Consider the following 22612-nt stretch of genomic DNA (forward strand, 5'->3'; position numbering starts at 1 on the left):
CTTTATAAGGTTTTTATGTTAATATCATACATGTAACCGGTTACATAAGGAGAGCTTGAAATGAACATACGGGATATAGCAAGAAAAGCAGGCGTTTCTTCCGCAACTGTTTCCAGAGTCATTAATGAATCCGGATATGTGAAAGAGGAAACAAAGCGCAAAGTATTAGAGGCAATAGAAGAGGCTGATTACGTACCCAATGCCATAGCCAGAAGTCTCAGTATACGTGATTCTTCCAGTATTGGAGTGATTGTTCCGGATATTGCCAATGAGTTTTTTTCAGGCATCATAAGCGGAATAGGCGAAAGAGCTGCCAATAATCAGTACAATATCGTTTTGTTTGATACTGGTGAACTTCTGGAGAGAGAACATCAATGCCTTATGATGGCAGAAAGCCAGCGTCTGTCAGGGCTTTTAATCACTCCTATTTCAGAGCTTGATGAGGTGACAAGGGATAAGCTGATCCAATTTGAAAACAAAGGGATTCCAGTTGTATTAGTTGACCGCAACATCAGAAATTCCAGTCTGGATGGTGTATTTGTAGAGAACCATGATGCTGCCTACAAGGCCGTTGAGGCTCTGATTCAGAATGGACATCAAAAGATTGCAGTGATTACAGGACCCAACACCTCCATGCCTGGAAAGGACCGTCTGAAGGGCTACAAGTCAGCTCTTAGGGATTACGGGATTAGTCTGAGAGAAGATTATATGGTATCAGGCGATTTTAAGATCATGAAGGCTTATGAACGGACAAAGGAATTACTGGAACTTCCGGACCCGCCAACTGCTATATTTGCTTCCAACAACCAGACCAGCCTGGGTGTACTCAAATATTTAACAGAGCATAAGCTGAAAATTGGCAGGGATATTTCCATAGTAGGCTTTGATCAGATTGAGTCTCTTAAAATCATTGATTACAGTCTTTCAACCATTGACCGGGATGCAAGAAAGCAGGGATATCAGGCAATGGAAATGCTGATCGACAAACTGACCCGTAAGGAAAGTCAAAGCTCTGGCCGCAAGGTTTTTGTTCCATATCAGATGGTGCTTCGCGGTTCAGAAAAGATAAATAAGCTGCAGTAAGGCAGTTTATTTTTACCCTAACATGTAACCGGTTACATATTGAGAATTATAATGGAGGATGGATATGAGTATAGCAAACATGATTGACCATACAATGCTGAAGGCAGATGCCGGGGCGGAAATTATCAGGAGATATTGCCAGGAGGCAAAGGAATATGAATTTGCGTCAGTCTGTGTAAATTCCTGTAACGTACCTCTGGCAGTTTGGGAATTAAAGGATAGCAGCGTGTCTGTATGTTGTGTAGTAGGTTTCCCATTAGGAGCCATGCTCACATCTGCCAAAGCTTTTGAAGCATCAGAGTCAGTAAAAGCAGGAGCAGATGAAGTGGATATGGTTATTAATATTGGAGCATTAAAAGATAAGAATTATGATCTGGTCAGGGAAGATATCAGAGCGGTAGTTGATGCATGCCAGGGAAAATTAGTGAAAGTAATTCTGGAAAACTGCCTTTTGACAAAGGAAGAGATTGCAAAGGCCTGCCAGCTTTCCATGGAAGCGGGTGCCCAATATGTAAAAACATCCACAGGATTTAGTACCGGTGGAGCAGTAGCAGAAGATGTGGCTCTTATGAAAAAAACGGTGGGAGAAAAATTGAAAGTGAAAGCCAGCGGCGGGATCCGTACCCCAAAGGAGGCTGAGACAATGATTTTAGCAGGAGCAGACCGGATTGGAGCTGGAAACGGAATTGCCCTTCTATAAAAAAGGAGATGCTTATGGGAAAAAAGATAACGGTATTTGGAAGTTTTGTGGTGGATTTAATGGGAAGATGCCCCCATCTGCCGGTTCCGGGGGAAACGGTAAAAGGAAGCCTTTTTAAAATGGGACCGGGGGGGAAGGGGTTTAACCAGGCGGTAGCAGCTCACAAGGCAGGTGCAGACGTAACCATGGTGACGAAGGTTGGTAAGGATGCCTTTGCCGATCTTGCCATTGAAACCATGACCAGACTGGGGATGGATACAAAACGGGTATTTTGCAGTGATCAGGCAGAGACAGGCACCGCATTAATTATGGTAGATGAAAATACCAGTCAGAATGAAATCGCTGTGATCCTGGGCGCATGTGATACGATTTCCGATGAGGAAGTGGAATCGGTTTCCGATCTTCTGGATCAGTCAGATTATCTTCTGATTCAGTTGGAAACCAATGTTTCTTCCGTCAGGAAAGCGGTAGAAATGGCGTATGACAAGGGCGTTAAAATTATTTTAAACACAGCCCCGGTACAGCCTGTCAGTGATAGTATTTTAAGCCGGGTGGAGCTGATAACTCCCAATGAAGTAGAAGCTTCAATATTATCCGGAATACCAGTAACAGATGAAGAAAGTGCCGGAAAAGCAGCGGATTATTTTTTTAATAAGGGAGTAAAAAATGTGCTCATTACAATGGGAAGCAAAGGGGTATATATTGCAACCGGAAAAAGAAGGGGATTATTACCTGCTTACCAGGTAGATGCAGTAGATACCACCGGAGCAGGGGATGCATTTAACGGAGGTCTTGCAGCAGCGTTGGCAGAAGGAAAAGATTTATGGGAAGCAGCAAAATTTGCCAATGCACTGGCAGCGATTTCTGTACAGAGAATTGGAACCACTCCTGCCATGCCTGAACGGTCCGAAATCGATGCATTTATCAAATCCCATGAAATGGAGGAGCAGCCATGTTAAAGACTGGAATTTTACATCCGCAGTTATCAAGAATTATGGCAGAGATCAGACATATGGATATGCTTGTAATAGCAGATGCAGGGCTTCCTGTACCTAAGGGAGTGGAGCGGGTGGACTTAGGCTGGAAACAGGGAAATCCTGGCTATTTAGAGGTGCTGGAAGAAATTGAAAAATATATGATTACGGAGAAGGCGGTATTTGCCCAGGAGGCTCTTGTAGTAAGCGGGGAATTACATAAAGAAGCACTGGCTCTTTTACCGGCAGGAATACCTGTGGAGTATGTCCCCCACACGGAATTAAAGAAAATGACAGAAGAAGCAAAAGCAATTATTCTCACAGGTGAGTTTACAGGTTATACCAATGTAATACTGATCTCAGGCTGTGCATATTAAGACCCGTCGAGGGGAAGGGGAATTTAAATGGGAGGAAGGTTAGTATTAAAACTGGAATCAATCGTTAAGACATTTCCTGGTGTAAAGGCTCTTGACGGAGTTCATCTGGAGCTATATGAAGGCGAGGTTCATGCTCTGTGCGGAGAAAACGGAGCAGGAAAATCCACCCTGATGAAAATTATTGCAGGAGCTCAGCCCTATACATCAGGGGCCATGTACTTAAATGGGGAAAAGGTGGTATTTCACTCTGCCAGGGAAGCAGAAAAATCAGGAATTGCCATGATCTATCAGGAATTTAATATGGTGCCGGAATTAACGGTGGCTGAAAATATGTATCTTGGAAGGCTTCCTGTAAACAGCTTTAAGAAAGTGGATTGGGATAAGCTGTTTGAGGAAGCGCAGGATAATTTAAACCACCTGGGTCTGAAATTCAGTTCAAAGACCAAAGTGAAGAATCTTTCTGTTGCCGAAGTGCAGATGACAGAAATCGCCAAATGCCTTACCATAGGAGCCAGAATTATTATCATGGATGAGCCGACTGCGGCGCTTGCCGAGGAAGAAATAAAAATACTGTTTGGGATTATTGAAGAACTGAAAAAGAAAGGAATTGCCATTATCTATATTTCTCACCGTATGGATGAGATTTTTAAGATCTCAGACCGGCTGACGGTATTCCGGGATGGCAGATATGTGGCTTCCAGACAAATTAATGAGACAGATTATGATGATGTGGTATCCATGATGGTAGGCAGAAACGTTTCTAACCTGTATCCTGTCCGTAATTACAAGGTCCAGGAAGTGGTGCTTGAAGCCAAAGAGATAAACAGCCGGAATGTACATGATGTGAGTCTGAAGCTTCATAAAGGAGAAATACTTGGCATAACCGGACTTCTGGGCTCAGGAACCATTGAATTATCAAAGCTATTATATGGTGCCATACCAATGGAGCGGGGAGAAGTCTTCATACATGGGGTGAAAAAAGACTGCTCAGCACCTGTAAAAGCACTGAAAGCCGGAATTGGTTTTGTATCGGATGACAGGAAACAGGAGGGGCTGGTATTAATAAGAAGCATCCGGGAAAATATTTCCATGTCTTCCTTAAAGAAACTTACAAAAGGAATTCATTTAAATACCAGATTGGAAACAGAACGGGTAAACCAACAGGTTCAGTCACTGAATATCCGGATTAGTTCAGCTTCCCAGCTGGCTGGAAAGCTTAGTGGAGGCAATCAGCAGAAAATTGTTTTTGCAAAGGTGCTGGAAGCAGATTCCGATATTCTCATACTAAACGAACCCACTAGAGGCGTGGATGTGGGGGCGAAGGCAGAAATATATGCAATTATCAACCAGCTGACCCAAAAAGGGAAAAGTATTCTTATGATCTCCACGGATTTACCCGAACTGATCGGAGTCAGTGACCGTGTGATTGTAATGCGGGAAGGCCGTATGGTATTGGAAATTTCAGGCAAGGACATGAACCAGGAACTAATTTTAGCACATGCATCTGGAGGGGTGAGAGAAAATGAATCAAAAAGCTAAGAAACAATTGATCAATCAGATCAATATTTACCGTTCGGTTTTAATACTGCTGATCATATGCCTGTTTGCTGCATTTTTGTCAAAAAGCTTTTTAAATATATCCAATCTTTTTAACGTATTTAAACAGGTAACTGTGGCCGGTATTATTGGCTGCGGAATGACTTTCGTAATTCTGACCGGAGGAATTGACTTATCCGTTGGTTCCATACTTGGACTTTCCGGCGTGGTAGCTTCCGGGGTACTAGCTTCTACCGGAAACACATTCCTGGCTGTAGCGACAGCATTAGCCATTGGCACTGTTTGTGGGACTGCCAACGGATTCTTTATCTCTCACTGCGGAATTCCTCCATTTATTGCAACACTGGGCACCATGACTTTGCTACGGGGCTGTGTTTTGATTTATACGAAGGGTTCGCCTATTCCGGTAAAGTCTGAGGTCTATAAATTTATTGGAAAGGGTTCTTTTATAGGTGTGCCGGTACCTGTGATCATACTCATACTTCTTTTTCTGGCAGCACATTACATATTGACACAAACTCCCTTTGGAAGGAGCATCTATGCTGTTGGAGGAAACCGGGAAGCCGCCCGTCTGTCGGGAATATCAGTTAAAAGAACAGAATGGACCGCTTATATCATGAATGGATTATTAAGCGGAATCGCTGCTGTTGTACTGACTGCCAGGCTTGGATCGGCGCAATCCACCAGCGGGCAGGGAATTGAAATGGATGCAATTGCAGCGGTTATCCTTGGAGGAACCAGCCTAAGCGGAGGGACCGGATTTGTACTTCCTACCGTGGTGGGTGCCATGATTATGGGGATCATTGATAACATCCTTACTTTGATGAATGTCAATCCTCACGCAACCAGCATTGTAAAAGGGTCTGTGGTACTGATTGCAGTTCTGGTGGATAAAAAAGTCAAGGATTTATCCGCAAAAGCGGAATAAATAGAAACTATTTTAATGTATTTGAGAAGGGAAGGGCAGAATTATGATGAAAAAGAGAATTGCAGCTACAATGATGGCAGGATTTGTTGCGGTATCGCTGGCTGGATGCAGTATAAAAACAGCCACGGAGACTGCAAAGGAGACAACCCAGACAGAAACTGCTGTGACAAAATCAGAAGAGACAACAGCAAAAACGGATGCAGGAGCCAGGAAAAAATATGTAATCGGTCTTGCAATGAACACACAGACCAATCCATTTTTTGTGGACGTAAAGGATGGGGTACAAAAAGCCGCTGATGAGCTGGGCGTGGAATTATACATTACAGATGCTCAGGATGATCCGGCTGTCCAGATGAAAGATGTGGAGAACTTAATTACAAAGAAACCAGATTGTATTATTATTGATACCTGTGACTCAGATGCCATTGTCTCATCCATTGAGGACTGCAATAAAGCTGGAATTCCGGTTCTTACCATGGACCGGGAAGCCAGTGGAGGAGAAGTGGTATCTCATATAGGATATGATGCCATTAAATCAGGAAAACTGGCAGGAAAGTTTCTGGCGGATACTCTGGGCGGAAAAGGAACTATAGTAGAACTTCAGGGAATCATGGGCACCAATGTAGCCCAGAACCGTTCCAAAGGATTTAATGAAATCATAAGCCAGAATCCGGATATGAAAATTGTGGCATGCCAGGTGGCGGATTTTGACCGTGCAAAGGGCATGAGTGTAATGGAGAATATTTTACAGGCAAATGATCACATTGACGGATTGTATGCTGCAAATGATGAAATGCTTCTTGGGGCGTTAGAAGCAATTGAAGCAGCCGGACGTTTAGATGAAATCACTATGATCGGCTGTGATGCCATTGATGATACCATTGAGGCAATTAAGGCGGGAAAAGTTGAAGCAACCATTGCAGAGCCCCCATTTTTCCTTGGAAAGGCAATATTAAAAACCGCTTATGACTATCTGGAGGGAAAGAACGTAGAGAAATATGTTATTCTGGATAATGAGCTGGTTACTTCTGAAAATGTAAACGGATTAGTTACAAAAGAATAAATTTTACAGATACAGTCTGCTGCCAGATTCCCTGATGAACCGGTTTCTGGCAGCAGATTTTTTGCAACTGTTTGAAAAGAATCGTGACAAGTGGTTGAGAACATGGTAAAATACGTCTGTGCCGCATGGTAAAGTATGGCAGAATAATAAAACAGCAAAGGGTGAAGGCTTATGGAGACCGACATGACGAGAGGCAATCCGCTTCCCATCATTTTAAAATTTACACTTCCGCTATTAATCGGAAATATTTTTCAGCAGTTTTATAATATGGTGGATACAATTATTGTAGGTCGTTTTGTAGGACCGGATGCATTGGCGGCGGTAGGATCAACAGGTACCATCATGTTTCTGGTAATTGGTTTTTCACAGGGAATGAGTACGGGATTCACTGTTCTTACCAGTCAGAGGTTTGGGGCCGGGGATGAAAACGGGACGAAGCGATCGGTGGCAAATGGAATTTTACTGTCATTGTTTGTTATTGTATTTATGACATTTATCAGTCTGGCATTTATGAGAACACTTTTAAAAATTATGAATACCCCCCAGAATATTATGGAAGATGCGTATACTTATATCTCTATTATTTGCATAGGAATCTTTACAAATGTATTTTATAACCTGTTCTCTTCCTATCTGCGTTCTGTGGGTAACAGCAGGATACCGCTTATATTTTTGGTGCTTTCCGCTTGCTTAAATATCGTGTTGGATTTGGTTTTTGTTATTAATTTTAAGATGGGAGTTGCTGGTGCTGCATGGGCGACCAATGTATCTCAGGGAGTATCTGCTCTTTTATGTATTATTTATATTACAAAAAAAGTACCTGTTCTCACGCCGGAAAAGCATCACTGGAAGCTGCATGGTTATGATACGAAGATCCAGCTGTCTGTGGGGGTTCCCATGGCTCTACAGTTTGGAATCACCGCTTCGGGAACGATGATTATGCAGTCTGCAGTCAATTTATTTGGTTCCGTGGCAGTTGCATCCAATACAGCAGCCAATAAATTTCAGAGTATGGTAATTCAGGGAATGATGGCAATGGGGCAAACCATGGCTACTTATTCGGGACAAAACTATGGGAAAGGTGATATTGGAAGAATCAAACAGGGAGTCCGCCTTGCACTTACAACAGAAGTAATCTATGCCGTTGTATGCTCCGTTATTGTGGTTCTGGGACTTCCGTTTGCCCTGAGGCTGTTCTTCTCCGGTAATGTAGATCTGGCGGATATTCTTCCATGGGCAAAAACCTACAGTTATCTTTGCGCCTCTTTTTACATTCCTCTGGGGACTATTTTTATTTTCCGGAATACCATGCAGGGGTGCGGATATGGATTGCTTCCCATGCTGGGCGGTGTAGTGGAACTGGTAGCCAGACTGGTTACGGCTACGCTTGCAATAAGGTTTGTAAGCTTCCCTCTTGCCTGTGCCTGTGACCCTGCAGCATGGCTGAGCGCTGCATTGTTCACTGGAATATCTTATGTTTACGTTATAAAAAAGGTTGAGAAAAAGCTGATCAGCTAAGGCTGTTTTTTCTGCTTTTAAATTTCTAAATTTATTATTGATTTATAGTATAATATTTAGTATATTATGTAATAGATTATCTTAGGAAACACTTGAAAGGGGAATCATGATGATAAAAGTAGCTGTGGATGCCATGGGCGGTGACTATGCACCAGTACAGACGGTGGCAGGTGCCGTAGAGGCGGTAAACGCGAATAAAGAGATCCGGGTTCTCTTAGTAGGGCAGGAACAGATGATATCTGATGAACTTGCAAAATACACATTTAATAAGGATCAGATACAGATTGTGAATGCGACAGAGGTAATCGAGACGGAAGAACCTCCGGTTAACGCCATACGTAAGAAGAAAGATTCTTCCATCGTTGTGGGAATGAATCTGGTAAAACAAAAAGAGGCGGATGCGTTTGTATCGGCCGGTAGCTCAGGCGCCATACTGGTTGGCGGACAGGTGATAGTCGGACGGATCAAGGGTGTAGAAAGACCACCGCTTGCACCCCTTATTCCAACAGAAAAAGGCGTTTCCCTGCTGATAGACTGCGGCGCTAATGTGGATGCCAGACCCTCTCATCTGGTACAGTTTGCCCAAATGGGCTCCTTATATATGGAGCATGTTGTAGGCATTAAGAATCCAACAGTTGCCATTGTCAACATCGGCGCAGAGGAAGAAAAGGGAAATGCGCTAGTGAAAGAGACATTTCCGCTGTTAAAGGATTGTAAGGATATTCATTTTACCGGAAGCATTGAGGCCAGAGAGATTCCGCATGGCGGTGCAGATGTCATTGTATGTGAGGCATTTGTGGGCAATGTAATCCTGAAGTTGTATGAAGGAGTGGGCGCGACCTTGATTAACAAGGTAAAGAGTGGTATGATGGGTAGCTTCAGGAGCAAAATCGGTGCTCTGCTTGTAAAACCTGCTTTGAAAGAGACTTTAAAATCATTTGATTCATCCCGTTATGGCGGCGCTCCGCTTTTAGGGCTGAATGGTCTGGTGGTAAAGACTCATGGTAACTCAAAAGCAGCAGAAATAAAAAACTCCATACTTCAATGCGTAACCTTCAAAGAACAGGGAATTAATGATAAGATAAGAGAAAGTCTTAAAATGAAAGAAGAAAATCAAGAATAGGAGAGAGGAAGGAAAACAAATGGAATTCGAAAAATTACAGAAAATTATTGCAGAGGTATTAAATATTGAGCCGGAGGAAGTTACTATGAACTCCACATTCGTGGATGACCTGGGTGCTGACTCCCTTGATGTGTTCCAGATCGTTATGGGCATTGAAGAGGAATTTGATATTGAGATTCCAACTGAAGTGGCAGAGAACATTGTAAGTGTCAGCGACGCAGTAGAACAGGTCAAGAATGCATTAAATTAATAGATGTGGGTGCTGCTAGGATCGTTTGGTCTGACCGCAGCACCTTCTTTCATAATAGGGGGTAATCGGGTATCCCTCTATGTCCAAAGTACATGGACAATAATAAGGAACACCAGGAAAGAGGAATGAGATGAGCAGAAGTATGAAAGAACTGGAAGAACGGATCGGTTATCGTTTTTCGGACAAGCATCTTATGACACAGGCCATGACCCACAGCTCCTATGCCAATGAACACCGACTGAATAAAACAGAATGCAATGAGAGACTTGAATTTTTAGGTGATTCGGTTTTGGAAGTGGTATCCAGTGATTGTCTGTATCATAAATATCCACAAAAGCCAGAGGGGGATTTAACAAAAATCCGTGCCAGTATTGTTTGTGAGCCCACCCTTGCTTACTGTGCAGAATTGATAAAGCTTGGGGAATATCTCCTTTTAGGCCGGGGAGAGGAAGCAACAGGGGGAAGAGGGAGAGCTTCAATTGTTTCGGATGCAATGGAAGCACTGATTGGAGCCATTTATCTGGATGGTGGTTTTGCTAATGCAAAAGAGTTTATCCTTCGTTTCATCATGAATGATCTGGAACATAAGCAGCTCTTTTTTGATAGCAAGACTATCTTGCAGGAGATTGTACAAAGCCAGACGGAAGAGGCGTTAACGTATGAGCTCTTAAAAGAAGAAGGCCCGGATCATAATAAGATATTTGAGACCCAGGTAAAAATCGGGGATAAAATTATCGGACAGGGAACTGGAAGAACAAAGAAAGCTGCGGAGCAGGTGGCGGCTTATCACGGAATATTGAAGCTGCGTGGACAATAAGCGGGTATCCCTTTATGTCCAAAGAGCATGGACAATAATATGGTAACACCCTTCGGGTATCCCTCTATGTCCAAAGAGCGTGGACAATAATATGGTAACACCCTTCGGGTATCCCTCTATGTCCAAAGAGCATGGACAATAATATGGTAACACCCTTCGGGTATCCCTTTATGTCCAAAGAGCGTGGACAATAATATGGAAAAGAAAGGGCAGCTGGTGATGGCTGTCAGCGTGGAGTATGTATTTAAAAAGTATAGAGATTCAGGGGTTTAAATCTTTTGCCAACAAAATAGTATTCGAGTTCCACAATGGAATTACAGGCATTGTAGGCCCCAACGGAAGCGGTAAGAGCAATGTTGCCGATGCGGTACGCTGGGTACTGGGTGAACAAAAAGTGAAGCAGTTAAGAAGTTCCAGTATGCAGGATGTTATTTTTTCAGGAACGGAAATGAGAAAACCCCAGGGATTTGCCTACGTAGCCATAACGCTTGACAATTCGGATCACCACTTATCCATTGACTATGATCAGGTGACAGTATCAAGAAGAGTCTACCGGTCTGGCGAAAGCGAGTATATGATCAATGGAAGTGCCTGCCGGTTAAAGGATATTAATGAGCTTTTTTATGATACCGGAATCGGCAAGGAAGGTTATTCCATCATCGGACAGGGTCAGATTGATAAAATTCTAAGCGGAAAACCGGAAGAACGCAGAGAACTTTTTGATGAAGCTGCGGGAATTGTTAAATTTAAACGCCGTAAAGCCATTGCCCAGAAAAAACTGGAGGATGAAAAACAGAATCTGGTTCGTGTCAGTGATATTCTTTCGGAACTGGAAAAACAGGTTGGTCCTTTGGCAAAACAGTCTGAGGCAGCAAAAGAATATTTAAGATTAAAGGAAGAACTGAAAAAGTATGATGTAAATCAGTTCCTGATGGAAACAGAAGGACTGCGCTTTCAGATGAAAGAAGTGGATGAGAAAGAAGTTATCGTCAGCCGTGATCTGGAAGAAGCAAAAGACGCATCAGAGGGTATCAGAGAGCAGTATGAGACCCTTGATACATATTTATCCCAGTTGGATGAATCTATTTTAGTAAGCCGCAATGAAAAAAACAGTTCTGATATCGAGACTGGAAATTTACAGGGACGCATCAATGTTTTAAAAGAGCAGATCAATACAGAACAGATGAATGCGGAACACATTGCAGGCAGGGTGAGGTCCATTCACTCCGAGATAGATATGAAAAAGTCCCAGGCGTCCTCCTATGAAGAAGAACGTTCTGTCATTGCAGAATCAGTAAAGACTGCAATGGAGCAGTTAAAGCAGGGAGAAACGGTACTTGCAGCAGAAGATGAAAAAATTCACCTTCTGGAGCAAAGGATTGAATCTGGTAAGGGGAGCATTATTGAACTTCTCAATGAAAAAGCAACCTTAAATGCCAGACAGCAGCGTTATGAGACCATGCTTGAGCAGGTAAATGTACGAAGATCCGAAGTGCTCCAAAAGCTTCTTAAATATAAAAGTGATGAATCAGAACAGGATCAACAGCTGCTGGTTCTTCAAAAAGAAGCGGATGAAATTGATGCTGGTATTCTTAAGTACAATGAACTCCAGGAACAAAGCGAATGCAGAGCCGGGGAACTGGAGCATGAAGTGAAACGTCTTGGGAAGAATTTAAACGACAGACAGCAGGAATACCACACCAATTCTACCAAGCTGGAATCCCTTCGAAATCTTGCTGAGCGGTATGAAGGATATGGTGGCAGCATACGCCGGGTCATGGAAGTTAAGGACCGGGTACATGGAATTCATGGTGTTGTGGCGGATTTAATTACTGTTTCTAAAAAGTATGAAGTCGCCATTGAAACAGCGCTGGGAGGAAGCATCCAAAATGTTGTTACTGACTCAGACCAGACAGCAAAGCAGCTGATTGAGTATTTAAAGAAAAATAAATACGGAAGAGCCACATTTCTCCCTCTTACCAGTATTGGGAATAAAAACGGTTTCAATCAGGAGAAAGCTCTTAGTGAACCAGGAGTTTTAGGACTTGCAAATTCTCTGGTTGAAGCGGATCCTCAGTACCAGGGACTCTTAAACTATCTCCTTGGCAGAGTGGTTGTTGTGGATACCATTGATCATGCAATCGCACTTGCCAAGAAATTCCAGTATTCTTTAAGAATTGTTACTCTGGAAGGAGAATTGTTAAGTGCTGGCGGTTCTATGACTGGTGGTGCTTTCAAAAACACCAGTAATTTACTGGGACGAAAGCGCGAAATGGAGGAACTGGAAGCAGCCTGTGAAAAGGCGTTGAAAGAAACCGGTCAGATTGAGACAGAGCTGGTCATGAACGAAGGGCTTTTAAGTGAATGTAAAGAAGAGCTTGAAACAATCCGAAGTGAGAAGCAGAAGCTTTATTTAAGACAGAATACGGTTAAAATAAATCTGCGCAGAATTGAAGACAAAAAAGCAGAGATTGTAGAATCCTACGGTGATTTAGAACTGGAAAATACCCAGCTTGAGGTACAGAAAAAAGAGATTGGCGAAAACAGGCAGGATTTAATTCTTGCGGTGGAAAAGCTGGCTGTGCGAAGCCAGGATATAGACGGTGACCTGGAGGGTCTGAATGCTGATCTTGAAAAAGCAAAAGCCGACAGAGAAAAATTCTCCAGAGAATTGTCAGAAGCCCAGCTGGCAGCCTCCAGTCTGAAGCAAAAGGATGATTTTGAGCTGGAAAATATCCGACGGGTAAAAGATGAAATTAGCAGATTGGAAGAGGAACTGTTAAAGCTGTCTCAGGGATCCAGCGGATCTGGTCTGATTATTGAAGAAAAACAAAAGGAAATAGAATCTATCAAGGCCAGAATTGCAGAGATCAGTTCAGCCAGAGAAACACTGGATGAGGCAATTAATGAGAAACTGGCTAAAAAAGAGATGAAATCAAAGGAACAGAAAGAACTGTTCCAAAAACGGGAAGAACTTTCCCAGCGTATCAGTCTGCTGGATAAGGAACTGTTCCGCCTTCAGAGCCAGAAAGAGAAAATGGAAGAGCGTATGGATAATCACGTAAACTATATGTGGAATGAATACGAACTGACATTTTCAAAAGCGGAAGCTTTAAGAAATGAAGAATGGACATCTCTGCCGGACATTAAAAAGATGATCGGTTCCTTAAAAGACGAGATACGCAAGCTTGGCAATGTCAATGTAAATGCAATCGAAGATTATAAAGAAGTTTCAGAGCGGTATGAATTTATGAAGACTCAGCATGATGATCTGATTACTGCTGAGGGAACCTTATTAAAGATTATCGATGAACTTGATACTGGAATGAGAAAACAGTTTGAAGAAAAATTCCGGGAAATCAGAGTGGAGTTTGATAAAGTCTTCAAGGAACTGTTCGGTGGCGGACGTGGTGCACTTGAACTTGTGGAGGATGAGGATATTCTGGAGGCGGGAATACAGATTGTTTCCCAGCCACCTGGCAAAAAGCTTCAGAATATGATGCAGCTCTCCGGTGGAGAAAAGGCACTGACAGCCATAGCACTGCTTTTTGCAATTCAGAATTTAAAGCCATCTCCGTTTTGTCTTCTTGATGAGATTGAGGCCGCGCTGGATGATTCCAATGTGGATCGTTTTGCAAAATATTTGCATAAGTTAACAAAATTTACACAGTTTATTGTTATTACACACAGGCGCGGTACCATGGTGTCTGCGGATCGTCTGTATGGTATCACCATGCAGGAAAAAGGCGTCTCGACGCTTGTATCTGTTAATCTGATTGAAGAAGATTTAGAAAGTTAAGGAGGCCGACAATGGGAGAAAAAAAGGGATTCTTTGGAAAACTGGTAGCTGGACTGCAAAAAACGAGAGATAATATTATCGCAGGTGTGGATTCCATTTTCAACGGTTTTTCGGCCATTGATGATGAGTTTTATGAGGAAATTGAAGAAATTCTGATCATGGGTGATCTGGGTATCCAGACGACTACATCAATTGTGGAAGACTTGAGAAAAAAAGTAAAAGAAAAAAATATCAAGGATCCGTCAGAATGTAAACAGCTTCTTATGGACAGTATCATGGAACAGATGGATTTGGGAGAAAATGCCTATGAATTTGAGAAGCGCCGCTCTGTTTTATTAATAATCGGAGTAAACGGAGTGGGAAAAACCACTTCAGTGGGTAAGCTGGCAGGACAGATGAAAGACGATGGAAAGAAAGTGATCGTTGCAGCTGCCGATACATTCCGAGCAGCTGCAATTGAACAGCTGACCGAATGGGCCAGAAGAGCAAACGTGGATATTATTGCCCAGCAGGAAGGCTCTGACCCGGCGGCAGTAGTATACGATGCAGTTGCTGCAGCAAAATCCAGACAGGCGGATATATTAATCTGTGATACAGCAGGACGTCTCCACAATAAAAAGAACCTGATGGAAGAGTTGAAAAAAATTAACCGGATTATTGACAAAGAATATCCCGAAGCATATCGGGAAACTCTTGTGGTCTTAGATGGAACTACCGGTCAGAACGCTCTTGTACAGGCGAAACAGTTTATGGAAGTGGCGGATATTACCGGAATTATTCTTACTAAGCTGGATGGTACGGCAAAAGGAGGGATTGCGGTAGCAATTCAGTCCGAGCTGGGAATTCCGGTGAAATATATTGGTGTCGGGGAGAAGATTGATGACTTGCAGAAATTCAATGCGAAAGAATTTGTAAATGCATTGTTTCACGTAGAAGAGAAAGAAGAGGCGTAAATTATGTTGACATTGGAAAAGTTTGAGGAAGCATCAGAAGTCGTTAGCAAGGTTACCCTGGAAACAAAGCTTATATACAGTGAGTATTTTTCTGCTCAGACTGGTAATAAGGTGTATTTTAAGCCGGAAAACATGCAATATACAGGGGCCTATAAAGTAAGAGGTGCTTATTATAAAATCAGCACTCTGACAGAGGAAGAAAAATCAAAAGGTTTGATTACCGCCTCTGCCGGCAATCATGCACAGGGTGTAGCCTATGCTGCAAAGCTTGCCGGGATTCCCGCTACCATTGTCATGCCTACAACAACTCCTCTGATGAAGGTTAACCGGACCAAAGGATACGGAGCAGAAGTAATTCTGGAAGGGGATGTTTTTGATGAAGCCTGCAATCATGCTTATAAGCTGGCGGAAGAAAGAGGACTTACCTTTGTACATCCGTTTAATGATTTAGATGTGGCAACCGGACAGGGCACCATAGCAATGGAAATCATCAAAGAACTTCCCACTGTTGATTATATTCTGGTTCCAATCGGAGGAGGCGGTCTTTGCACAGGCGTTTCCGTATTGGCTAAGATGTTAAATCCCAAGATTAAGGTAATTGGTGTGGAGCCTGCTGGTGCTAACTGCATGCAGGAGTCAATTCGCCAGGGAAAAGTCGTATCTCTTCCAACTGTCAATACAATCGCAGACGGTACAGCTGTTAAATGTCCAGGTGACAAACTTTTCCCCTACATCCAGGAAAATGTGGACAGTATTATAACAATTGAAGATTCGGAACTGATCGTAGCATTTTTAGACATGATGGAAAATCATAAGATGGTGGTTGAGAATTCCGGACTTCTTACGGTTGCCGCTTTAAAACATATTGATGTAGATAATAAAAAGATTGTATCCATCTTAAGCGGCGGAAATATGGATGTCATTACAATGGCCTCTATCGTGCAACTGGGATTGATTCAGAGAGACCGGATCTTTACCGTTTCCATTCTGCTTCCGGATAAACCAGGAGAGCTGGCTAAAGTATCTGCGCTTCTTGCAAAAGAGCAGGGGAATGTCATCCGTCTGGAACATAACCAGTTTATCAGCATTAACCGGAATACAGCAGTAGAATTAAGAATTACACTGGAAGCATTTGGTACAGATCATAAGAATGCTATTATGGCTGCCCTTACTTCTCAGGGGTATCGGCCAAAGCTGGTGAAATCGAAAGGAACATATGGGGATTAATAAATGAATCAAAATAAGAAGCAGAAACTGGATTTATCTGGTTTCTGCTTCTTTCATTATAGACATTTTAGTGATTTATGTACTTTAGACAACAACCGAACAGATACAGAATAAGATTCCTTATTATTCATGTACAAAAGTGCCTCATCTCTTGAATATTTAATCACATGCTTCAAATTCACAATTGTGGATCTGTTGCATTGACAAAAATGGGAGTTCAAAGATGCACTCAGCTCTTTAAGAGAACCAGACATCTGACGGAAACCATTTAGTGTATGGATAACTATTTTGTGGTATTCTTCACTTGTAGTTATGGCAACGATATCATCCTGATCCATAACCAGTGAAGCTTTATCAACCTTAATGGATAAGAGACGGTCAGATGAATCTAATTGATTCCGGTATTTTGTTTCCGCATTTCTTATGCAGGAATAGATCTGTTCGGGAAGATCACTTATTTTATCCTTTACTATGAAGTCCATGGCTTCTACTTTGTATTGAAAGGTCAGATATGCCATTTCGCTGTGTGTTGTTACAAAGACAATATATCCACGGGGATCATATTTTCGGATTTCTTCTGCTAATTCAATTCCATTCTTTTTCGCTCTTAAATCAATATCCAGAAAATACAGTCCGGTAATATTAGAATCTTTTCTGACCTTAAGTAAATCATCGGGAGAAGATGCAGTGCAATACAGCAGCGACTCCGTTGAATTCATTAATAAGTATTTTTCTATAATTGATGTCCAGCGTAATAATTGTCTTTTGTCATCTTCGCAAAGATATATATGAATCATACTTGCTCCTTGTTACCATAATGCATCAGAATCAGTTCCTGAGTAAAATATGGTTCTTTATAAACTGTGTTCCACACCACATTATCATAATGATTCAGTACCATGGAAACATTGTACAGACCGACACCTCTGTTCTCCCCTTTTGTTGATATCCCCTGTTCCCGAAGCTCATATAAAGAATAATCAGGAGGGAGAGCAGTATTCTTAATAATAATATAAAGATTATCTTCTTTATAAAACATGCAAAAATGCAACTCTTTTTCATCTGTTTCCCCAGTTGCCTCAATTGCATTATCCAAAAAAATGCCAATGATACGGGATAAATCAAGAGAATCCATATACAAATTTGTAATAGGTTCTGTTAACTCAATTTCTGCTTTTATTCCTGTTTCCATGGAATAAATAAATTTTGAGGAAAGAAGGCTTTTTAAAGCAGTGTCCTTTATATTTGATAGAGTGCCAAGTTTCGTATCTGATTCTGTAAAAGCGTGACTGATCGGAATAATCTTTTCCCCATAATATTCTTTTAATCCCTGCAGATCATTTTCTTCCATAAACCCGGACATTGTTATAAGAATATTCATGTAATCATGCTTGAATTTTCGCATGGTACCGTAAGACATTTCAAGTCGGTCAGTGTAAATTCTAAGATTTTCAAATTGAGACATTCGGTGCTTATAAGCCTGCTCCCCCATAGTTGCTTTATAAATGGAGTACATTAAAAAAACAGTGATTGTAAACAGCAGTAAAAACAGTATCCCGTTCAGGGCAATTACACCATAATTGTATCCTAGTTGCTCACCGTATGAAAAATTAAAAATATAAAAGAAAACTAAAATAAAAAGGTCAGTAAAGATGGCCTTTAAAAGATGACGATTGGTTAAATAATTGGACAAACCCAGCTTTTTATGAAAAAACCAACCCAGCATTTTAGTAGTTACACCGCAAAATATGCAGTAAAGTATGGAAAACATAATTGTCAGATTATCCCGGGCTAATAATTCTGCCATATCCATACGAAGAAAATAACCAGTCAGCCACATAATAATATAATTGAATGTGACTGAATATATGTAACCAAAAAGAATGCAGGAGGAAGCAAAAAAATCAAATTTTGAAAATATCATCGCTATAATCAATATTCCTCCATAAGTTAAAAAAGTGCTGATTTGCCCAAACATTCGATTGAACAGATAAACTGTCATGAATGAGTATAAAAACAAAGTTAATTTCTTATAAACGTTTAGTTTACGAGGAAGTAAATTAACGCATGAAAAATAACTGCAAAGGCTTCCTGTAAGAGAATAAATTAAGTAAGTCATATTATGCCACCTCATCTGCCGGGTACTATTATTCTACAATTCCTGTGATAAAAAGTAAAGTGAAATTGTATTTAAAAGTTAAGAAATTGACGCTCAGGAATAAAAAAACTACGTTAATTGCAAAAACATTTGTAAGTTGGAATTTATGGTAAAATGGCATTGTTTGGTGGTGATAAAGTGATTATTTCGAGATTTTCAGCAACTCTATGTTGTTTGTTAAATAAGATCAATCCCAGAGATGAGGATGATAATATTACAATACAATACGGAGTTGAACTGATATTAGATAATTTATTAAAGCTTTTATTCATTCAATTACTTGGTATTTTATTGGGTAAGGGAGCTGAGACTTTTATTGTTTTATTTGTATTTTGCACTCTGCGCTTACAGGCTGGTGGAATACATGCAAAAACAAATGCAGGCTGCTTTATGGGTATGTTGATAATCTGGTTTTTGTCATTATCAGGAGCGGTTGTTTTAAAATTAAACTTATTAAATGTACTTGCAATTTATTTGTTTAGCCTGGCTATATTTATATGTCTGGTACCTAAAAGCAAAAATATTACTTATTTTACCCGTACAGCAATATTAAAGAAGAAAGTTGTATCAATTATATTGTTGACCCTTTTGGCATTGATCGCTATTTACAATGAGAATCTAAGAGAGTTGATCATTTATCCGGTTACTTTGGAAGTGTTAACCTTACTTCCTCCAAATAAAGATGTTATGAAAGGAGATTACAAAAATGAAGAAGAAAATTGTTGAAGGATTACAAAAGGTATTGCTTACGGTATCTGTTAATTCTGTTGGAAAAAGCATTCCAGCAACTATGTATGAAAGAGAAATACCCAAAGCGGTTCTGAAGAAACATGAAGCCGAGGCAAAGAATAACTAAATTTAAATGTTTCTTTCGTAATTCTATTTATTGGCCTAATATTTATAATCTCATTCATGTGATTTTATTGTCATTAGGCAGGGGAGTATGACCGTAATTATATCATATGAATTGGTCATCTATGAGTGTTTATATAATTGATAGTTGTGTATTAAATGTTTTACTGTGCGTTAGATTGGCTAGGAGAAAGTACAGATGAAAACAAAAATGTTTCGTAAAATTCTTGGGTTGGAATGCGAAATCTCTCATTGTCCTGTTCTCAATGAGGACACGGCGAGGGATAATAAGAGAATGATCATTCCAAGAGAGTATCTGATCGAAGTGATAACAACGATTCCTGAACGACGAGTTGTTATTGAGCATTTAGATATTTATCAAGAATAAAACAACGGATAGTGCAATGGAAAAAGCAGATAAATAAAGAGACAAGCTCTTTATTTATCTGCTTTTTTGCTTAATTATTAATCATTTCTACAAAGATTTTTGGTTCTGCAACCATAGAATAATTTGTATGATAGATGACAAAACCGGGGGCAGCTCCGGCTACTTTTTTGATCTGTTTTTTCTGTATATAATCTATCTCAACCTTATCATTTTCTCGCCCTTTGGAATAATATGCCGCAAGAGAACCTGCCTCTTCAAAGGTCCGGTCGGGAAGCTCTTTTCCTTCTGATTTGACAATGACGTGAGAACCAGGTATTCCTTTGGCATGAAACCACCAGTCATTACCGCTTGCCACCTTAAAGGTAAGCTCTTCATTCTGATAGTTGTTCTTTCCTACATACATATGAAAACCGTCAGAAGAAATATAGTGGAAGGGCTTGCTGGTAACTTTCGGTTTTTTGTCTCCACTTCTGCGATGCTTGACATATCCGTATTCCATAAGTTCTTCTTTGATCTGCACAAGATCTTCTTCCAGCAAAGCAATATCCAGTGCTGCACTGATGGACTCTAAGTGGTCAATTTCCTGCCGGGTTTCGCTGATCTGTCCTGTAACGGCTTCAAAGGTTCGCTTTAATTTATTGTATTTGTCAAAGTATTTCTGGGCATTTTCCCTGGCGGAAAGCTGGTCGTCTAAGGGAATGGTAAGCTCTTCATTGGTATAGTAGTTAAGGCAGGTAAGTTTCTTTTCACCTCCCGTCAGTTCATAACCGTAGGTATTTAAAAGCTCTCCGTATACTTTATACTTATCCTTTTTCTCCGTATCTTTTAACTGCTTTTCCTGGAGATCGTATTTTTTGTAATTACGTTCCAGAGCGGTCTGTACAATCTTCCTTAAATCAACGGATTTCTGACGAATTCTTGTTACTGCATTTTTAGAAGCATAGTAGGTCTCTAAAAGAGTACTGATGGATTCGTAGGTTTTGGCTTCATAATCGCTTCCTTCATAGCAGGTAAGAGGTACAGCTGCAAATTCTACCGGTTCCTCATTCTTATAAATAATATTTGGTTTAAATGATCCTTTTTTGATGTCTTCTATCATAAAAGAGAACATACGGTATAAATGCAAGAGTTCTGTCTCTGACAGCTCATTGGCAGAATGATCTCCATCAATAGAGGCCAGATGACAAAGTTCATGGCCAATGATGGGACTGATACCGGTCAGATTTAAATAGAGACTTTTTTGTACTGGTGCCGCCGCATGTCTGATTGTAGAAATAAACTCCTCTTCGGTAATGGTAAGGGGATCTTTCTTGTCCATGGTCTGGGGAATAAAGTATTTTCTGCCGGGCAATACCTCACGAATGGAACTTACCTGGGCAGAGATGTGTTTAATACTGTCCAGAATCATATCCTCTTCATTGCAGAAGATGATGTTGCTGTGTTTTCCCATAATTTCTATCATGAGTTTTTTCGTCCGTCTGTCGCCCAGTTCATCTAAATGTTCAATTTCCATGCAAAGGATTCGTTCCAGACCAGGCTGACTGATTCTCATGATCCTGCCATTGCCGATATGTTTTCTTAGAAGCATGCAGAAATTAGGAGCAGTCAGAGGACTTTGCTTGTTGTTTTCCGTGAAATAAACCAGTGGTAAGCTGGCACTGGCTGAAATTAAAAGTTTCCATGTATTTTTTTGATTTTTAACAGTAAACAGCAGTTCATCTTTTTCCGGCTGGGCGATTTTAGAGATCTTTCCGCCTTCCAGCCGGTCTTTCATTTCTGCCGTGAGATTTGCCATAACAATTCCATCTAATGCCATTGTTTGTGTCCTCCGGTAAGGTTTATAGATGGAGATAGTATACCACAGAAACACGGTTATGTAAAATTCAAAACCATTTGACTTGTTTTTTATTATGACTTATAATGGTTTATATCTATGGCGAAAGAGAGGCATTTGTAATGATTAAGAGCATGACAGGTTTCGGCAGGTACGAAACCGTCACGGATGAATATAAAATTTCCGTCGAGATGAAGGCTGTCAATCACAGATATTTGGATTTAAGCATAAAGATGCCGAAAAAGTTTAATTTCTTTGAAGCAGGGATCAGGAATCTGTTAAAGAATTATATTCAGCGCGGTAAAGTAGACGTTTTTATCAGTTATGAAGATTATACGGAAAACAAGCTGTGTTTAAAGTATAACAGTGCGCTGGCTGCTGAATACATGGGATATTTTGCAAAGATGGAAGAGCAATTCGGAATTCAGAACGATATCAAGGTTTCTGCACTCGCCAGATGTCCGGAAGTACTTATTATGGAAGAAGTACCGGAAGATGAGGATCAGATGTGGAAGCTTCTTTCGGAAACAGTAGAAGAAGCCGCGAAGCGTTTTGTGGAAACAAGATTAACAGAAGGCGAAAACTTAAAGGCAGATCTTCTTGGTAAACTGAATCTGATGAATGATATTCTTGAATTTATTGAAGAGAGATCTCCAAAGATTCTTGTGGAATACCGGGCAAAGCTGGAAGATAAGGTGAAAGAGCTTCTGGCAGGAGCTGCCATTGATGAAGGCAGAATTGCTGCGGAAGTAACCATTTATGCAGATAAAATCTGTGTGGATGAAGAAACGGTTCGTTTAAGAAGTCACATTGAACATACACGGTCAGAACTGGAAGCTGGAGGAATTGTGGGCAGAAAACTGGATTTCATCGCCCAGGAGATGAATCGGGAAGCCAATACCATTCTTTCAAAGGCCAGTGATTTAGAGGTTTCAGACAAGGCAATTATATTAAAGACTGAAATTGAGAAAGTACGGGAACAGATCCAGAATATTGAGTAGGAGAATCGCA

The 22612-nt window shown here is 40.9% G+C and carries 21 protein-coding genes; 18 read left to right on the top strand and 3 right to left on the bottom strand.

The window, feature by feature from the left end; translation table 11 throughout:
- The first annotated feature begins 60 nt into the window (after positions 1–60).
- From BXY41_RS07235 to ilvA, 14 genes are all read left to right on the top strand, one after another.
- Entirely contained in the window at positions 61–1083 is a 1023-nt protein-coding gene (locus tag BXY41_RS07235; RefSeq protein ID WP_104436148.1) for a LacI family DNA-binding transcriptional regulator, read from the top strand.
- A 64-nt stretch (positions 1084–1147) separates the two neighbouring features.
- Positions 1148–1783: a deoxyribose-phosphate aldolase gene (gene deoC, locus BXY41_RS07240; RefSeq protein ID WP_104436149.1), complete on the top strand. Its 636-nt coding sequence runs from the start codon at positions 1148–1150 to the stop codon at positions 1781–1783.
- A 14-nt stretch (positions 1784–1797) separates the two neighbouring features.
- A complete protein-coding gene (gene rbsK, locus BXY41_RS07245; RefSeq protein ID WP_104436150.1) occupies positions 1798–2742 on the top strand; it encodes a ribokinase in 945 nt (314 codons plus the stop codon).
- Positions 2736–3134: a D-ribose pyranase gene (rbsD, locus tag BXY41_RS07250; protein ID WP_104436151.1), complete on the top strand. Its 399-nt coding sequence runs from the start codon at positions 2736–2738 to the stop codon at positions 3132–3134. The genes rbsK and rbsD overlap by 7 nt, the downstream gene beginning before the upstream one ends.
- 27 nt (positions 3135–3161) lie before the next feature.
- Positions 3162–4673 carry a sugar ABC transporter ATP-binding protein gene (locus tag BXY41_RS07255; protein WP_104436152.1) on the top strand — a complete coding sequence of 504 codons (1512 nt, stop codon included), beginning with the start codon at positions 3162–3164 and terminating at the stop codon, positions 4671–4673.
- A complete protein-coding gene (locus BXY41_RS07260; RefSeq protein ID WP_104436153.1) occupies positions 4657–5619 on the top strand; it encodes an ABC transporter permease in 963 nt (320 codons plus the stop codon). The genes BXY41_RS07255 and BXY41_RS07260 overlap by 17 nt, the downstream gene beginning before the upstream one ends.
- A 46-nt stretch (positions 5620–5665) precedes the next feature.
- A complete protein-coding gene (locus tag BXY41_RS07265) occupies positions 5666–6682 on the top strand; it encodes a substrate-binding domain-containing protein (protein WP_104436314.1) in 1017 nt (338 codons plus the stop codon).
- A gap of 171 nt (positions 6683–6853) precedes the next feature.
- A complete protein-coding gene (locus BXY41_RS07270) occupies positions 6854–8200 on the top strand; it encodes an MATE family efflux transporter (protein ID WP_104436154.1) in 1347 nt (448 codons plus the stop codon).
- A gap of 109 nt (positions 8201–8309) precedes the next feature.
- Positions 8310–9323, top strand: coding sequence for a phosphate acyltransferase PlsX (plsX, locus tag BXY41_RS07275; protein WP_104436155.1), 1014 nt, complete (start codon positions 8310–8312; stop codon positions 9321–9323).
- Between the two features lie 19 nt (positions 9324–9342).
- Complete coding sequence (gene acpP / locus BXY41_RS07280; protein WP_104436156.1) at positions 9343–9573, top strand: acyl carrier protein; 231 nt, start codon at positions 9343–9345, stop codon at positions 9571–9573.
- Positions 9574–9703: 130 nt separating this feature from the next.
- The gene (rnc, locus tag BXY41_RS07285; RefSeq protein WP_104436157.1) at positions 9704–10390 is read left to right on the top strand and encodes a ribonuclease III; all 687 of its coding nucleotides are present in this window, start codon (positions 9704–9706) and stop codon (positions 10388–10390) included.
- Positions 10391–10628: 238 nt separating this feature from the next.
- Complete coding sequence (gene smc, locus BXY41_RS07290) at positions 10629–14189, top strand: chromosome segregation protein SMC (RefSeq protein ID WP_104436158.1); 3561 nt, start codon at positions 10629–10631, stop codon at positions 14187–14189.
- 11 nt (positions 14190–14200) lie between these two features.
- Positions 14201–15142, top strand: coding sequence for a signal recognition particle-docking protein FtsY (ftsY, locus tag BXY41_RS07295; RefSeq protein ID WP_104436159.1), 942 nt, complete (start codon positions 14201–14203; stop codon positions 15140–15142).
- A gap of 3 nt (positions 15143–15145) precedes the next feature.
- Positions 15146–16369, top strand: coding sequence for a threonine ammonia-lyase (gene ilvA, locus BXY41_RS07300; RefSeq protein WP_104436160.1), 1224 nt, complete (start codon positions 15146–15148; stop codon positions 16367–16369).
- A 56-nt stretch (positions 16370–16425) separates the two neighbouring features.
- Here ilvA and BXY41_RS07305 read toward each other — a convergent pair whose 3' ends face one another.
- Both BXY41_RS07305 and BXY41_RS07310 read right to left on the bottom strand, forming a co-directional pair.
- Positions 16426–17166, bottom strand: coding sequence for a LytR/AlgR family response regulator transcription factor (locus BXY41_RS07305; protein WP_104436161.1), 741 nt, complete (start codon positions 17164–17166; stop codon positions 16426–16428).
- The gene (locus BXY41_RS07310; RefSeq protein ID WP_170072253.1) at positions 17163–18305 is read right to left on the bottom strand and encodes a sensor histidine kinase; all 1143 of its coding nucleotides are present in this window, start codon (positions 18303–18305) and stop codon (positions 17163–17165) included. Before BXY41_RS07310 ends, BXY41_RS07305 begins: the two co-directional genes overlap by 4 nt.
- Before the next feature lie 336 nt (positions 18306–18641).
- Here BXY41_RS07310 and BXY41_RS07315 point away from each other — a divergent pair, with 336 nt between their 5' ends.
- From BXY41_RS07315 to BXY41_RS07325, 3 genes are all read left to right on the top strand, one after another.
- Positions 18642–19253, top strand: a complete 612-nt coding sequence (locus BXY41_RS07315) for an accessory gene regulator B family protein (RefSeq protein WP_104436163.1) — start codon at positions 18642–18644, stop codon at positions 19251–19253.
- Positions 19234–19383, top strand: a complete 150-nt coding sequence (locus tag BXY41_RS07320; protein WP_104436164.1) for an exodeoxyribonuclease V subunit alpha — start codon at positions 19234–19236, stop codon at positions 19381–19383. Before BXY41_RS07315 ends, BXY41_RS07320 begins: the two co-directional genes overlap by 20 nt.
- Positions 19384–19578: 195 nt before the next feature.
- On the top strand, positions 19579–19767 hold the full coding sequence (locus BXY41_RS07325) for a hypothetical protein (RefSeq protein WP_104436165.1): 189 nt from the start codon (positions 19579–19581) through the stop codon (positions 19765–19767).
- A gap of 70 nt (positions 19768–19837) precedes the next feature.
- Here the strand turns inward: BXY41_RS07325 and BXY41_RS07330 are convergent, their stop codons facing one another.
- Positions 19838–21583 (bottom strand): Rqc2 family fibronectin-binding protein, encoded by a 1746-nt coding sequence (locus tag BXY41_RS07330; protein ID WP_104436166.1) that lies wholly within the window; start codon positions 21581–21583, stop codon positions 19838–19840.
- A gap of 140 nt (positions 21584–21723) precedes the next feature.
- On the opposite strand from BXY41_RS07330, the gene BXY41_RS07335 reads away from it, so the two are divergent.
- Positions 21724–22602 (top strand): YicC/YloC family endoribonuclease, encoded by an 879-nt coding sequence (locus tag BXY41_RS07335; RefSeq protein WP_104436167.1) that lies wholly within the window; start codon positions 21724–21726, stop codon positions 22600–22602.
- Positions 22603–22612: the final 10 nt, after the last annotated feature.

The sequence above is a fragment of the Lacrimispora xylanisolvens genome, from assembly GCF_002934545.1.
GTDB classification, from domain to species: domain Bacteria; phylum Bacillota; class Clostridia; order Lachnospirales; family Lachnospiraceae; genus Lacrimispora; species Lacrimispora xylanisolvens.

Bases quoted from the DNA above. Each gene is read 5' to 3' on its own strand.
- BXY41_RS07235 (WP_104436148.1), top strand. From the start codon at position 61: ATGAACATACGGGATATAGCAAGAAAAGCAGGCGTTTCTTCCGCAACT.
- deoC (WP_104436149.1), top strand. From the start codon at position 1,148: ATGAGTATAGCAAACATGATTGACCATACAATGCTGAAGGCAGATGCC.
- rbsK (WP_104436150.1), top strand. From the start codon at position 1,798: ATGGGAAAAAAGATAACGGTATTTGGAAGTTTTGTGGTGGATTTAATG.
- rbsD (WP_104436151.1), top strand. From the start codon at position 2,736: ATGTTAAAGACTGGAATTTTACATCCGCAGTTATCAAGAATTATGGCA.
- BXY41_RS07255 (WP_104436152.1), top strand. From the start codon at position 3,162: ATGGGAGGAAGGTTAGTATTAAAACTGGAATCAATCGTTAAGACATTT.
- BXY41_RS07260 (WP_104436153.1), top strand. From the start codon at position 4,657: ATGAATCAAAAAGCTAAGAAACAATTGATCAATCAGATCAATATTTAC.
- BXY41_RS07265 (WP_104436314.1), top strand. From the start codon at position 5,666: ATGAAAAAGAGAATTGCAGCTACAATGATGGCAGGATTTGTTGCGGTA.
- BXY41_RS07270 (WP_104436154.1), top strand. From the start codon at position 6,854: ATGGAGACCGACATGACGAGAGGCAATCCGCTTCCCATCATTTTAAAA.
- plsX (WP_104436155.1), top strand. From the start codon at position 8,310: ATGATAAAAGTAGCTGTGGATGCCATGGGCGGTGACTATGCACCAGTA.
- acpP (WP_104436156.1), top strand. From the start codon at position 9,343: ATGGAATTCGAAAAATTACAGAAAATTATTGCAGAGGTATTAAATATT.
- rnc (WP_104436157.1), top strand. From the start codon at position 9,704: ATGAGCAGAAGTATGAAAGAACTGGAAGAACGGATCGGTTATCGTTTT.
- smc (WP_104436158.1), top strand. From the start codon at position 10,629: ATGTATTTAAAAAGTATAGAGATTCAGGGGTTTAAATCTTTTGCCAAC.
- ftsY (WP_104436159.1), top strand. From the start codon at position 14,201: ATGGGAGAAAAAAAGGGATTCTTTGGAAAACTGGTAGCTGGACTGCAA.
- ilvA (WP_104436160.1), top strand. From the start codon at position 15,146: ATGTTGACATTGGAAAAGTTTGAGGAAGCATCAGAAGTCGTTAGCAAG.
- BXY41_RS07305 (WP_104436161.1), bottom strand. From the start codon at position 17,166: ATGATTCATATATATCTTTGCGAAGATGACAAAAGACAATTATTACGC.
- BXY41_RS07315 (WP_104436163.1), top strand. From the start codon at position 18,642: ATGGCATTGTTTGGTGGTGATAAAGTGATTATTTCGAGATTTTCAGCA.
- BXY41_RS07320 (WP_104436164.1), top strand. From the start codon at position 19,234: ATGAAGAAGAAAATTGTTGAAGGATTACAAAAGGTATTGCTTACGGTA.
- BXY41_RS07325 (WP_104436165.1), top strand. From the start codon at position 19,579: ATGAAAACAAAAATGTTTCGTAAAATTCTTGGGTTGGAATGCGAAATC.
- BXY41_RS07330 (WP_104436166.1), bottom strand. From the start codon at position 21,583: ATGGCATTAGATGGAATTGTTATGGCAAATCTCACGGCAGAAATGAAA.
- BXY41_RS07335 (WP_104436167.1), top strand. From the start codon at position 21,724: ATGATTAAGAGCATGACAGGTTTCGGCAGGTACGAAACCGTCACGGAT.